The sequence below is a fragment of the Bacillus sp. FSL M8-0077 genome, assembly GCF_038050255.1.
Lineage (GTDB): Bacteria > Bacillota > Bacilli > Bacillales > Bacillaceae > Bacillus > Bacillus altitudinis.
In genome coordinates, this window is record NZ_JBBPAF010000001.1 from 3,331,370 (window position 1) to 3,345,657 (window position 14,288).

General features: G+C 40.5%; 12 protein-coding genes and 1 other annotated feature. Of the genes, 7 read left to right on the forward strand and 5 right to left on the reverse strand.

Going from position 1 to position 14,288, the window contains the following annotated elements; genetic code table 11:
• The first annotated feature begins 13 nt into the window (after positions 1 to 13).
• The 4 genes from NST57_RS17340 (at position 14) to NST57_RS17355 (ending at position 4,698) form a co-directional block, all read left to right on the forward strand.
• On the forward strand, positions 14 to 1,348 hold the full coding sequence (locus NST57_RS17340) for an MFS transporter (RefSeq protein ID WP_341298954.1): 1,335 nt from the start codon (positions 14 to 16) through the stop codon (positions 1,346 to 1,348).
• A gap of 268 nt (positions 1,349 to 1,616) precedes the next feature.
• A complete protein-coding gene (locus tag NST57_RS17345) occupies positions 1,617 to 2,600 on the forward strand; it encodes a YncE family protein (protein ID WP_142156098.1) in 984 nt (327 codons plus the stop codon).
• Positions 2,597 to 3,283 carry a response regulator gene (locus NST57_RS17350; protein WP_142156099.1) on the forward strand — a complete coding sequence of 229 codons (687 nt, stop codon included), beginning with the start codon at positions 2,597 to 2,599 and terminating at the stop codon, positions 3,281 to 3,283. The genes NST57_RS17345 and NST57_RS17350 overlap by 4 nt, the downstream gene beginning before the upstream one ends.
• The gene (locus NST57_RS17355; protein WP_142156100.1) at positions 3,280 to 4,698 is read left to right on the forward strand and encodes an ATP-binding protein; all 1,419 of its coding nucleotides are present in this window, start codon (positions 3,280 to 3,282) and stop codon (positions 4,696 to 4,698) included. Before NST57_RS17350 ends, NST57_RS17355 begins: the two co-directional genes overlap by 4 nt.
• A gap of 137 nt (positions 4,699 to 4,835) precedes the next feature.
• Here the strand turns inward: NST57_RS17355 and NST57_RS17360 are convergent, their stop codons facing one another.
• Positions 4,836 to 6,188: an IS1182 family transposase gene (locus NST57_RS17360; protein ID WP_142154584.1), complete on the reverse strand. Its 1,353-nt coding sequence runs from the start codon at positions 6,186 to 6,188 to the stop codon at positions 4,836 to 4,838.
• A 225-nt stretch (positions 6,189 to 6,413) separates the two neighbouring features.
• On the opposite strand from NST57_RS17360, the gene NST57_RS17365 reads away from it, so the two are divergent.
• Positions 6,414 to 8,549, forward strand: a complete 2,136-nt coding sequence (locus NST57_RS17365; RefSeq protein ID WP_341298955.1) for an ArnT family glycosyltransferase — start codon at positions 6,414 to 6,416, stop codon at positions 8,547 to 8,549.
• A 31-nt stretch (positions 8,550 to 8,580) separates the two neighbouring features.
• Complete coding sequence (locus NST57_RS17370) at positions 8,581 to 9,573, forward strand: glycosyltransferase (protein WP_142156102.1); 993 nt, start codon at positions 8,581 to 8,583, stop codon at positions 9,571 to 9,573.
• 45 nt (positions 9,574 to 9,618) lie between these two features.
• Here the strand turns inward: NST57_RS17370 and NST57_RS17375 are convergent, their stop codons facing one another.
• Entirely contained in the window at positions 9,619 to 10,968 is a 1,350-nt protein-coding gene (locus NST57_RS17375) for an amino acid permease (protein ID WP_341298956.1), read from the reverse strand.
• A gap of 75 nt (positions 10,969 to 11,043) precedes the next feature.
• Positions 11,044 to 11,268: a binding site (T-box leader), on the reverse strand.
• A gap of 91 nt (positions 11,269 to 11,359) precedes the next feature.
• Positions 11,360 to 12,034, reverse strand: coding sequence for an NAD(P)H-dependent oxidoreductase (locus tag NST57_RS17380; RefSeq protein ID WP_341298957.1), 675 nt, complete (start codon positions 12,032 to 12,034; stop codon positions 11,360 to 11,362).
• Between the two features lie 221 nt (positions 12,035 to 12,255).
• Between NST57_RS17380 and NST57_RS17385 the strand changes: the two genes are divergently transcribed.
• Positions 12,256 to 12,621, forward strand: a complete 366-nt coding sequence (locus NST57_RS17385) for a winged helix-turn-helix transcriptional regulator (protein WP_142156105.1) — start codon at positions 12,256 to 12,258, stop codon at positions 12,619 to 12,621.
• Positions 12,622 to 12,629: 8 nt separating this feature from the next.
• Here NST57_RS17385 and NST57_RS17390 read toward each other — a convergent pair whose 3' ends face one another.
• A complete protein-coding gene (locus tag NST57_RS17390; protein WP_445818799.1) occupies positions 12,630 to 13,817 on the reverse strand; it encodes a PDZ domain-containing protein in 1,188 nt (395 codons plus the stop codon).
• A gap of 68 nt (positions 13,818 to 13,885) precedes the next feature.
• Complete coding sequence (locus NST57_RS17395; protein WP_007500014.1) at positions 13,886 to 14,239, reverse strand: swarming motility protein SwrAA; 354 nt, start codon at positions 14,237 to 14,239, stop codon at positions 13,886 to 13,888.
• Positions 14,240 to 14,288: the final 49 nt, after the last annotated feature.

Here is a 14,288-nt window from a genome sequence, read left to right on the forward strand (position 1 = left end):
GGTGGTAAACACATTGAATCTTAAAAAAGAGAACTTGATCATTTATTCTTTGCTGCTTGGAGCTATTTTAGTTCCAGTCAATTCAACCATGATCGCAGTCGCTCTATCATCCATATCAACTTATTACGATCAATCTATATCAAACATTACTTGGGTGGTCACGATTTATCTAATTGTCATGGCAGTCACTCAACCTATTGCGGGTAAGCTGGGAGATATATACGGCCACCGCAGCATGTATTTAGCTGGTGTGATACTCTTTTTGATTGGCTCCATTGGATGTGCTTTCGCACCTAATCTTGCTTTTCTTATTAGCTTCCGATCAATTCAAGCGGCAGGCGGAGCTATATTAACACCGAACAGCATTGCTTTAATTCGAGCAACAGTATCACATGAAAAGCTTTCTAAAACTATGGGTTTTTTCGGTTTTGGAGCGGGAATTGGTGCCGCACTTGGACCTTTTGTCGGCTCTATTCTCATTCAGAGCTTTGACTGGCATTCCATTTTCCTAGTGAATATACCATTTTTGATTCTCACACTTGTGACAGGCGTTTTTATGATTCCGAAGATGAAACATACACGTTTACAAGCCAATGTAGATATCATCGGTTCGTTATACTTAACAATCGGGATCGCCACACTCATTTTGTTTACTAAAAGCCAAGTATTAAACGAATACATGATCTATGGCGTTATAGCGGTCATTTCCATTCCTTTATTTTTCAAACACGTACGGAAAGTTACAAATCCCATCATTGATTTGGCACTATTTAAAAACAGTACTTTTACGAACGCTAACCTTTCTATCATGCTTAGTAATTTTGTGATGTACGCGATTCTTCTCATTATGCCGCTGTTTATGGAGCAAAAACTCGCGCTTTCTCATACACAAAGCGGAATTTTCCTTTCGATCTTTTCACTCTGTATGTCTATTAGTGGATTACTCGGGGCAAAGCTCCATCCAATAAAAGGTGCCAAAAAAATGATTGGATTTTCATTTCTCTGTCTTACTTTATCAGGTGTTATGCTGATCACACTAAGCAGCTACCCAAATTTACCACTCCTTATCATCACATTAGTCGCTGGGGGGATCTCATCAGGTATTGGCATGACTAGCATGCAGATGGCTTCTTTAACATCTGTTGATCAGAACTTATCCGGCTCTGCATCTGGGATTTTTTCTACCTTTAGATATTTCGGAAGTATCATTTCATCTACTTTAATTGGTATATTAAGTGGTTTTCAATCTTTATTTATCGTATTAATGGGCGCAGGTATTCTTGGTTTCCTCCTCTCTCATCGTCTAAAAACGAAACCCACTTCTCATTCATCTGAACACTCTGCTTAATGACTCCCTTCGCTCTATTTAGGGCGGGGGAGCTATGATTATTTGTTACTGTAACCGATTATGGATACAATGATCAAACTGTGAAAATGATCTTTTACTCATGAAAAAATGTCATATAAATAGTCGAAAAAGAAATTTCAGCTTTCATTTACCTCTACTTCCCCACCTAAAAACTTCTTTTCATATCTTCCAGCATTCATAACTTCGATTTTTTTTCACAATTTTTGTGTTATGCTTTTTGAAAATAGAGCACCAAAGGAGCAGAAGGATGAAACGAGTGAAATATTTTTTAATATGCTTGTCAGCTCTACTATTTTTCCTAGCAGGCTGCGGAAAAGACCAGCAATTTACGCCCCCTGGCAGCTCTCAATCAATTGCTGTCATTTCTCAACTAAAAAAAGCCTCCTTTTCAATCGTTGATTTACAAAAAAATAAAATTGTCTCTTCCGTTGATTTAAAACATCCTCTCACTGACCTTGTTCACATCAACAAAGACGTGATCATTGCATCAAGTAAGGAAGGACAATCTCTTATAGAAATCAATTTAAAAAAAGGAACAGCAGCAGACTATATGGATATGAATAAAGGTCTGACTTCACTTGCGTATGATGCGGATACCAACACTTTACTTGTGACCGATTCAGAGAAAAATGTCGTTTATTTTATCGATACAGTGCACAAGAAAATAAAAGCAACTGTGAAGACCGGGACATTACCCTCTTCTATGGCGTTGTCTTCTTCTGGAACGTTGTTTGTTTTAAATGCAAAAAGTCATTCTGTTTCAGTCATTGATATTGAAAAGAAAAAAAAGATACGAACGATTTCCGTCCTAGAACGGCCATCTGGCATTCATTTTGATGGGCATTCCATTTGGGTTGGAGGACACGGTAAACCTGGCACATTAAATAAGAGCATTTTTTCTTACGACCCTAAAACAGGTAAACAACAGCGAGAAATCAAACTAGGTGTTATGCCAGTCGCATTTTTTCCAGAAAAAAACTCTTCTACTTTATATGTATTATGTCATGGAGACCATACACTATATAAAGTAAATACCGAGAAAAACAAACTGCTTTCCTCTGTTGAAACCGGTCAAAATCCGAATTATATCACTGCTGATTCCTCATCTATATATGTCAGTAACTTAGATGACAATTCAGTATCCGTCATTGATAAACATACATTCATGTTGAAGAACCGACTGAATATCCCAGCAGGACCTTATGCTATCGTGTTGGAGGAAAAGAAATGAAAGAACAGATGAATATTTTAATAGTAGATGATGAATTAGATATGCTTGAGTTAATCGGATGCTTTTTGCAGAAACAAGGCTTTCACGTGATAACTGCAAATAATGGCACGAGCGCCTTACATCAGCTCGAAAAAGAGACTATTGACCTTGTTGTATTGGATATTATGATGCCAGATATGGATGGATTCGAAGTCTGCCAGCGCATCAGGCAAACCTCTCAAATCCCCATTTTATTTTTAACAGCTAGAAGTTATGAGGAGGATCGAATTAAGGGACTGGAAATAGGAGCAGATGACTACATCATAAAGCCTTTTAGTCTACGTGAGCTTGCAGCTAGAATCGAAACGACATTAAGACGAATTAGAGGTCTTTCTTTAAAGCGCAGCCGAATCATGATTGGTGACATGGAGATTGATCAAGATGGCAGACAAGTCTACCTCAAGCAAGAGCCCATCAATTTAACAAGAAGAGAATTTGATTTACTCATGTTTCTTCTGCACCATCAAGGCCAAGTCTTTTCCCGTGAACAGCTTTACCAAAAATTGTGGGAATCACACTCACCTAGTGGTTCTTTAAGAACAGTCGATACACATGTTAAAACACTAAGATTGAAATTAAAGGAAGCGGAACGGTATATTAAAACCGTTTGGGGTGTCGGCTATAAGTTTGAGGAGGACAAATGAAGCCATTATCTATTAAAAGGAAAGGGCTTTTCTTAATTCTTTCCGTTATAGGTATCGTTGCTGCCTCAGCTCTTGCCCTGACTTATTACTTATACCAGCACTTATATATAGATAAACAGATTGACTCTTTAAGTTTACAAGGAAAGAAGCTGGCAGAAATCTATCACAAACACGGGAAAGACACATATTTTACTGACAGAATGAAATGGGCAAATGACTCAAGTCAGGCAAGTGTTATTTTTACTGATGATCCTATGGAGCTTTCAAGCGGTATTCCTTTCGATACGAATACAAACGATAACCTCATTACGTTTAAAGAACGCCAAAAGCTTCTACAGGGGGAAACAGTTGTGTTAATTAGAGAACACCCCCAGTTCCATCAAGATATTCTCGGGATTGCCATCCCTGTGTTCTCTAACAAAAATGATTTATCAGGAACCATTTTCCTCTCTATGCCTTTATCTGATGTGTATGAACCGTTTGTTCAAATTCGATTAACGCTTGGCATCTCCATTTTAATTATCCTGCTTTTGATTTTCTTTATTGGATATAAAAGTTCTAATAAAGTCGTAAGGACAATCAATCAAATGAAAGAAATTGCAATGGAAATGGAATCTGGTGATTTTTCAAAGCGCATGGCTGTGACCAAAAAAGGTGATGAGCTAAATCAGTTGAGCCGTTCCTTTAATAAACTGTCCTCTACATTAGAAAAAGTTGAACAGCATCGCAGAGAGTTCCTTGCCAATGTCTCTCACGAACTGAGAACGCCTTTAAGTTATATGAAAGGCTATGCTGAAGGAATTGAAGAAGGCATTATTGATCAAAAGAAAGGCATGCAGATTATTCAAGACGAATCCACACGATTAAGCCGGCTCGTACATGACCTTCTTGATCTCGCACAGTTAGAGGGGGAATCTTACCCACTAACGATGGAGCCGATCGTCTTTGCACAGCTTATTCATGATGTTCTTGATCAAATGACATTCATTGCTAGTCAAAAGGGTATCTCGTTCAACCGATCACTCGAAGAGGATTGTATTATTTATGGTGATAGCGATCGACTTGAGCAAGTCGTTCGGAATTTATTGGACAATGCCATCCATTACACGCCATCAGGAAAATCGATTTCGATTGACTTATCCGTTCACCAACACACTGCTGAATTGAGAATCACAGATGAAGGCAGCGGAATTCCAGAAAGAGATCTCCCTCATGTTTCTGAGCGTTTTTATCGAGTGAATAAAGCCCGCACAAGAAAAGATGGCGGCTCTGGTCTTGGACTAGCCATTGTTTATCAAATTATTAAAAAACATCGTGGCACGTTCGTTCTTCAATCTGAACAAGGTATAGGCACGACCGCTATTATACAATTACCAAGTGCTGAGAGCACTGAAATTCCGCCTGTCTCCTCATAAAATAAGATGACATCTTAAACAAAACAGCTCTTTTCTAGAGCTTCAGATTGTAGAGAAACTCATGTTTTTCTACAATCTTTTTTATTTTCATCGTCATGATGATGGAAGAGATTTAATGAAAAAGGTCTCCCACACACCTAGCCTAGCTTCGCTAGGTGTGTGGCAATCTTCTTCATGTTCTGGCAGGCAGCTGTGAGAAGCACTTGCTCACTCACATTTTGTTTTCCCCTCAACCGGCAGTAGCGAAGCCCATGCAGTTGTTTTGAATCTGCAAAGCTTCGCTCTATTTTTTCTTTTCTTTTTTTATATAGCTCTTTTCCAGCGGCAGACAGACGATTTTGCCTGATCTTTTCTTTATGTTCCTCCCACACATGTCTTGAGATGACCTTTTGATGATTTTTAGATCTTGTGCAGTTTTCAAGGAAAGGACACGATGTACATTTTTTAGGATCTGATTTGTAGAACCTATAACCTTTTCGATCAGTGGTGGTATATAAAAGCTTTTCACCATTCGGGCATATGTATTGATCGTGTTCAGAATCATACTGGAATTTCCACTTCTCGAATAATCCTCTTGTTGGATGAAAACGTCTATGTGCGATGACACCAAAAATATGGCGATCAGATAAACCTTTACAGATTGGGGTGGTCAAATAACCAGAATCAAGGGCAACTGCGTCTACTTGAAAACCAAATCGTGCGATTTGGTGATCCAATCGTTCAAGATACGGAACGGAATCATGGACATTACCAGGCGTGACATGGGCATCTGTGATGATATTGTACTTCATATCCGTTGTACGGTGGTCTAGGTAGAAAAAGCCTTCCGGTTTGTTTTCACGATAAAGATATCCACTTTCAGGATCAGTCGTACTTTGACGAATGTCTTTTTCCGTTTTCACCTCCTCTTTTACCTTTAAGGGCTTTTTTCCGTGTGCCACCCGATCTTCTTGGATCGCTTCTTCTAATTCATTTATATAGTTCTGGGTATCTTGTTCAATCGTTTTTCTCGTATATTTATGTTTATTGGCATTGGCTTTAAGATGAGTGGAGTCAGTAAAAAGAACGCGCCCTCCAACCATATCGTGATTGATGGCTTGAAGAACAATTTCATCGAAAATATCTTGAAAAATGGTTGTATCTTTAAATCGAGTACGACGATTCCAGCTAATGGTCGAGTGATGGGGAACGGGGTCATTGATGTTTAATCCTAAGAACCATCTATACGCCATGTTATAGTAGATTTCTTTTTCAAGTTGCCTTTCAGAACGGATACCATACAGGTATCCAATAAACATCATTTTAAACAGAATAAGTGGATCAAGTGAGGGACGACCTTTATTCTCACTATAATATGGTTTTACTTTGTCTATGATAAATGAAAAATCAATGTATTGATCAATTTTACGAAGCAGGTGATCCTCTTCGACCAGTTGATCTAGCAATACAAATTCGGCTTCGTGCTGAGAAGAATTTCTAGTGTGGAACATGAGAAAAACACCTTCCTTTAGTATGCTTTTCTCTATTATAAAATGGGATGGTGGAAAATTTAAGGGAAAAATAAAGCTGTCGAGATTTTCTCGACAGCCTGCAGCTCTTTTCTAGAGCTTTTTTTATTCAACAGAAAAATAAAGAATTGGCCTTTTTTTATTAACAATTTATTCATATTTGCTTGTTACACTTTTTTCAAGTTAAGAAAAAGGAGTGACAAGCTTTTGATTAGACGCTTTCAGAAATTTGATCTTTATTTAATTTTCATATTGATTTTATCTGCCATTTTAAACATTTATAACATTTGGAACGACGATACGGTGAACGCTTATTATACAGCGGCGGTCACAAGTATGATGCAAAGCTGGCATAATTTCTTCTTTGCTTCGTTCGATCCCTCAGGTTATGTCACGGTGGATAAACCACCGCTCGCCTTCTGGCTGCAAACGATCAGTGCCAAAATTTTCGGCTTGCATGGCTGGAGTGTGATCTTACCCCAAGCTTTAGCTGGCATTGGATCTGTTTATTTAATCTACCGCCTAGTCAAACCTACATTTGGCCTGGTTGCTGCAAGAGTGTCAGCACTCATTATGGCGTGTACACCAATCGCAGTTGCTGTATCTCGTACAAATAACATTGACAGCTTGCTCGTCTTTATTCTTTTACTCGCAACAGCCATGATGTTCAAGGCAGTGAAACAGCAGAAGGTGCTTTGGGCGATTGCTTCTTTTGCAATGGTCGGTGTCGGTTTTAATACAAAAATGCTGCAAGCGTATATGATTGTACCGGCTCTCGTCCTGTTTTACATCATTGCCTATCGAACAACATGGAAGAAAAAATTGTTAACACTGATGATTTCAATGATTGTTCTTTTAGGTGTATCTGCTTCTTGGTCTATAGCGGTTGATCTCACTTCAAAAGACAATCGTCCTTATATGGGATCAAGTGAATCGAACTCAGCATTAGAATTAGCCTTTGGTTACAACGGACTTCAGCGGTTGACTGGTCAACAGTCTGGCGGGGGAGGCGGCACAAATCAGGGTGAGGGGCAGCCACCTTCACAGCAAAATGATCAGCAGGGTGATCAACAAAATGACAATGATTCATCCACCATGCCTCAGCCGCCATCTAATGGAAATCAAAGCAACTCAGACAGTTCAAACCAATCATCCAGTCAGGAACAGCCTTCAATGCAAGGACCACCAAGCAGTGCAAACGGCACAACACCACCTGATATGCCTTCAGGCGGTAATGGTGATGGACCACCAAATGGTGGGGGAGGAAAAATGGGAAGTGGTTCTGGCATGTTTGGAACAGGAACAAAAGGACCATTACGGCTGTTCCAATCTGAACTGTCCGATCAAATCAGCTGGCTGCTTCCATTTGCGCTCTTCGGTGCGATTGGTATCTTCTTCTCGACAGCCTTTGAAAGAAGACGTCTCAATACAAAACAAAAAGAAACACTATTTTGGTTAGCTTGGCTTATACCCGTTGCTGCATTTTTCAGTATAGCAGGATTTTTCCATCACTATTATTTAATCATGCTGGCACCGCCAATTGCTGTATTAGCAGGAGCCGGATGGGTTTCTATGACTCAATTGTTCCAAACAGGAACTGGCTTTAAAAAATGGCTGCTTCCAATTGCGATATTCGTCACAACCGCATTTGAAATCTTTATCCTATCCACATTTACAAGCACGATCGGTCTTGGATTAAGCATTGCAGTCGGTATCATTGGTATTGGAACAATCCTTTCTCTACTTTTGATAAAAGGAAAAGAAAAACTAAAACAATTCGTGTCTCTCATCGCCATCCTTGGCATGCTGATTGCACCACTATACTGGGCAAGCACACCTCTTCTTTATGGAGGAAACAGTATGCTTCCAGAGGCTGGTCCTCAGCTTGCAACTTCAAGTGGCAGCATGAGTTCACAAGTCAATGAAAAATTGATCAGCTATCTTGAAAAAAACAATACGGGAGAAGAATTCCTATTCGGAACAACAGATGCAACCACTGCTTCGCCTTACATTATTAAAACAGGAAAAGCTGTTATGGCATTAGGTGGATTTAGTGGATCTGATAACATTCTCACGCTAAATGAATTCAAACAGCTCGTTAAAGACGGCAAAATCAAATACTTCTATCTTTCTGGTATGAGAGGCGGCAGCTCTGACATTCTCACTTGGATTCAAAAAAATGGAAAAGAAGTATCTACTTCTAAATGGCAGAACAGCTCTACATCCAAAACGAATCAGCAAACAGACAGCTCAGACAGCCAACAATCAGAACAAAGTGATCAGTCAAATGGACGAATGGGCGGAATGGAGAGCGGCACTCTTTATGAACTATCCGTTGATTAATTCATCTATTATAAGGGAGGAACGATGACTGATGGAAAAGAACATACAATATTCTATTGTAGTCCCAGTGTATAATGAAGAACTTGTGATCCATGAATCATATCAGCGCCTTAAGACCGTCATGGATTCGACGGGAGAAGCATATGAGCTTCTCTTCGTCAATGACGGCAGTATGGATCGAACAGCTGAACTGATTAAAGGGTACTGCCAGAACGATCCGAATGTGAGACTCGTTGATTTTTCTCGTAACTTTGGGCATCAAATTGCCATTACAGCGGGAATGGATTATGCAAAGGGAGAAGCTGTCGTAGTGATTGATGCGGATTTACAAGATCCACCTGAATTAATTTTAGACATGATTGAAAAATGGAAGGAAGGCTATGAGGTCGTATATGCGGTTCGCACGCAACGAAAAGGCGAAACAGTTTTCAAAAAGTACACCGCTTCCCTTTTCTACCGAGTGCTACGTCAAATCACCGAAGTAGATATTCCTATTGACACCGGCGACTTTAGATTGATGGATCGTAAAGTGTGTCATGAAATGAGAAAAATACGCGAGAAAAACCCATTTGTCCGCGGATTAGTGAGCTGGGTCGGCTTCAAACAGGTTGCTGTAGAATATGTTCGGGATGAGCGGCTGGCAGGAGAAACAAAGTACCCTCTCAAAAAGATGCTCAAGCTCTCGATGGATGGGATCACATCTTTTTCTTACAAACCTTTAAAGCTAGCCAGCGTGGCAGGTATTGCCCTTTCAGCTATTGGCTTCATTTCGATGTTTCTAGTTTTATATTTAAAGCTTTTTACAAACAGCACCATCACCGGCTGGAGTTCATTAATTGTCATTCAGCTTTTCTTTAGCGGGATTATCCTCTTTATGTTAGGCATGATCGGAGAGTATATCGGCCGAATCTACGATGAAGCCAAGGACCGGCCGCTTTATATCGTCAGGGAGAGTTACGGCCTTCAGGCAAAGCCACATCCAGTTCAATCCCCTGTTCATTTCAAGCAATATAAACAGCATTAAAAAAAGCGTGCGAGACCCTTCAGAAGGTCCTGCACGCTTTTTACATTAGACGGCTGTTTCAAACCGTTTTCTGTTGATAAAGAAAGAAAGTGTAATGATTAAATAAATGCCCATTGTGACCAGCGTTTGGACAATTGGTGTATTTAATACAACGCCGATAAAAATGGCCACGATCGCAATGACGGAAAACCACGTTGTGAAAGGATACAGCTTCACGCGATATCCACCTGGCTGTGCGACGCTTCGAGATTTCAAATGACCGACAGCAATAATAAACCAGATGAATAGAACTGTGTAACTTAAAGAGCCCATCAAGTAATTAAACGTTTGACTTCCTACAAAAAGAGAAATCAATACAGCTGCATATAAGGTAGATGTACATACAAGGATTGCTCGAACAGGCACCTGCTGTTTTGACAGCTTGGAGAATCCTTTCCATACACGGCCATCCATCGCCTGTGTATAAAGCACCCGTGATGAAGCATACAAGCCAGAGTTCATAGAAGACAAAATCGCTAGTAAAATAATGCCGTTCATGATGTCACTGGCATACGGTACTCCGATCGTTGCAAAAACTGTCACAAATGGACTTACTTGCTCATTGTTTACTTGATTCCAAGGGATTAAGCTGACAATGATAAAGAACGGCAGTACATAAAAACCGATGATGCGTACAAACGTACTTTGAATGGCCTTTGGGATGATTTTTTCAGGGTTTTTTGTTTCTGCTAAAGTGACCCCAATCATCTCCGTCCCGCCATATGAATACACGACAACCAGCATTGCTGCAATCAATCCGCCAGTACCATTTGGGAAAAATCCACCGTGATCCGTTAAGTTAGACAACCCAGGTGCTGCATGCTGTCCGAATGAGACAAACAGCATCGTTAACCCAATAATAATAAATAAGATAATGACTGCAATTTTAATAGATGCTAACCAATACTCTGTCTCAGCAAACATTTTGACTGAGCAAACATTAATGATTGTGACTACAAGTGAAATGATTAACACAAGCATCCAGATTGGCACTTGTGGGAACCAGTACTGAATAAAGATGGCCGACACAATCGCTTCTGCTGCAATGTTCAGTACCCACATCTTCCAATAGATCCAGTCTAAGAAATAGGCCGGATATTTTCCTAACACAGGTTCAATCAAGTCACGGAATGTTCTTGCTCCAGGTCGTGCAACGGTCATTTCGGCAAGTCCTTGCATAATAAATAATAAAATAAGACCACCAATCATGTATGCCAAAATGACAGCAGGACCCGCAATATCAATGGCAGAACTGCTTCCTTTAAACAGACCAGCACCGATGGCACCGCCAAGCGCAAGCATCATAATATGCCTTGATGTCATTGTTCGTTTTAACTGCACATGTTCCTTTTCCATTTTCTATAGCTCCTTTAAATTTGAATCTTCAGACAAATATTAGATAAAAGCATATAAAAAGGCCAGCCATCTCCTGGAAGAGACGACTGACCTTGCAACCGCGTTACCACTCTTATTGATTCAGCCATGGCTGAATCCAACTTAAAACCCGATAACGGAGGTCACACGTAAAGACTTACTATTCATTCAGTCTTACCGCTCTTTGAGCGAGTTCAATGATTCGTTTTACTGCGTTGCACCGACCCGCAGCTCTCTTAAAAAACGGATATTCATTTACTATTCTCAAGTCAAAGCGTTTATAGTCAAATTTGTATATTCGTCAAAGATTTTATTTTTTAAATATACTGACTAACCACGCAATTGTCAACAGCCTTTTTCAGACAAACAGCGATTAACGAATCCAAACAGCTACTTCATCCATCGGGCGACGTGTTTTGCCGCGTTTTGGCTCAGTGATACGATAACCAAAGGCTGCCATGACAGAGATGTCGTATTGACCATCCTCCAGCAACCCTTCTTCTTCTAAGATACGATGGATGTGATCGTAGCTAAATCCTTCAACTGGGCATGAATCAATGCCGATCTGTGCCGCAGCTGTCATCATGTTGCCTAAGGCAATATACGTTTGTTTTGAAGCCCAATCAAATAATGTACGGTTATTTTCTAGCAGATGAAGATCGTTCTCTTGGAATTCTCTGTAGCGCCCCTTGACCATTTCAAACGTTTCGTCTGTCATTCCTTTGATTTGCTTGTTGATGTATTCTGCATATGCTGAATCATAGCGGGCATCTGTTCTTGCCAAGATGATCACAAAATGACTGGCAGTTGGAAGCTGCTTTTGCGCCCCCCATGTATACTCTTTTAATTTTTCTCTGAATGCTTCATTTTGAACAACGAGGAACTTCCAAGGCTCAAACCCTACAGAGCTTGGAGAAAGTCTTCCTGTTTCTAAAATAAATGCAAAATCATCCTCTGGAATCTTTTTCGCTGGGTCAAACTCCTTTGTCGCATGACGGAACTCATACGCCTCAATGATTTCTTTTTTTAATTGCTCTTTGTCTCGCATTTTATTCATCCTTTCTAATGAACAGGTGTGTTCTCACAATCCAATTTCTTTCCATTCCCTCATAGAAATTGTTATGATAGGAAAACAAACAACCCGAATGTGTGATGTCCTATCTCTATGGTAAAAGAAAAGCTTCCATTGATTCAAGTACGCACATTTTTGTTCGTTAGGCACAAACATGTTCGTTTATGACCATTTTCGTTTAAGAAAGGAGTGTTGAGATGAGCGCACCATCCAATCCAGTCAGTATTGTGAATCATGGCTGTCCTGTGTCTATCACTACAAGTGTCATCGGAGGGAAATGGAAAGGCGTTATCCTTTATCATTTAACTTGTGGTCCAAAGCGTTACAACGAATTACGCCGGCTTCTGCCAAGAATTTCGCAGCGTGTCCTGACGTTGCAATTACGAGAACTTGAACAAGACGGGATTGTTCACCGTGAAGTTTATGAGGAAGTTCCTCCTCGTGTCGAGTATTCACTGACTTCTCTTGGAAATACGTTAAAGCCCATTATCTTTGCCATGCGTGAATGGGGCGAATCCTATGGGAGAGAAACGCGCCCAAAAGAAAAAAGCTGCCATCTCTAGCAGCTTTTTTAAGATGAAATCGCCGTTGGCTCTTGCTGTGGATCGTCCTTCACAAACAAGATACCAAGCTGGTGATGCTCCCCTTCGTAAGAGGCGCGTTTCTCAAACCTTGTCTGACCATTGAGACCAATGATCTCGAGCTTTGTCAGAGCACGATTGGTTTGTAGTGCTTCATAAAATTCTGAAACGGTTTTGATCTCGATTCCATTGACCTTTGTAATCATTTCTCCGATCTCAAGCTTTAAATCAGCCGCAGGGGTATTCGGAATGATACCAAGCACCATAAGCCCTTGATTCCGCTTAGAGAAAAAGAATGGTGCAGCGTTGTCATTCGCCCTCTGCTTCCATGATAAAAAGGCTCTTCCTGCAATCGCTAGAACAACAGCTCCCCACGCAATCGGCTCAAACCAAATACTTGCCGCACCTACTACAGCTACAGCTAGACCGAGCATCATAATACGGCGTGACGTAATTTGAATACTCACAATTGGCAGCGATCCTTGAATACGCTGGCCAAAGCCGATGATGTAAGGGATCACAATAAATGAAAAGCTTTGATCGTGCACTTGAAGCACAGGCCACCATGGCAGAGAAGAAGTCCATTCACCTGCCGGCACCAGCAAAACAAGTGGTAGAAGCCACAGACGGTTTGCTCGCTGCTGACCGATCAAAAGTCCTCTCGCACTCATCACCATTGCAGGCGATGTACGTAAATGCGCCGTTCGATAGGCTAAGATGCCTTCGGTCATTAACAGTAGCCCTAACAGGATCACAACGGCTGATGCATTCATCATTGAAAGCTGCGGCAGCCAGGAATGGCTCACTTGAACAGACATCAATCCAAATGCCGCAATAAAACTGAAACCGAGTGTGTATGCAGACGAAAGCGCACTCGCCTTAAAGAATAAAGAGAAAACGATGGTCATCGCTGCAATCAGCACGATGAATCCAGGCGGAAGTGAAATCCCTAAGCCTACAGATATGATCGATAGACAAATTCCTGGAACCCATCCCTTTGAATATGTAAATTTCAGTTCATCGTAAACATCTTCTATTCTTGTTTGAAACGCTTTTCTCTCCCGCTTTACGCGGATGTAGCCATATAATAGGCTGATTAATATCATAAAATAAAAAAGAGGATGGATTAAAAACAGACCGACCGCTTTTAATCCGGCTCCCATCCACTCCGAGCTCATTATCGTTCACCGCCCAAGTCAAGCATTTTCTCTTATTCTATCAAATAAATCGATGCTTGACATCAGGTTTATTTCTCCTGATTCATCCAAAGTGTGACATTCGACAGTGAAAAATCTTTTAAATAGTGATTTACATCTACATCTAGTATGCCGCCGAGAAGCTGCATGGACCTCTTGATGTCGGTTAAGTTTATACCAAGTCTCTTATGATTATCCATTAAATAATTGAAGTATATCTCAGCACAGTCTTCATCGATCTCGTCGACTGATTCTACCGTTGTGTAATTGACCAAGTACCTGCTTAACAGCATGAGTAGACTTAATGCCTTTGTAGCCGAAAACGTCACATCTTTCGTACGACTCTTAAGCTCCTCTACCAACTCGTAATATTTTTTCTCTCTCACAATACTTGCCCTTTTCAATTGTGTACCCCCATTTACTAGTTCTTTTAAGAAAAGCGCAAACCTCGGT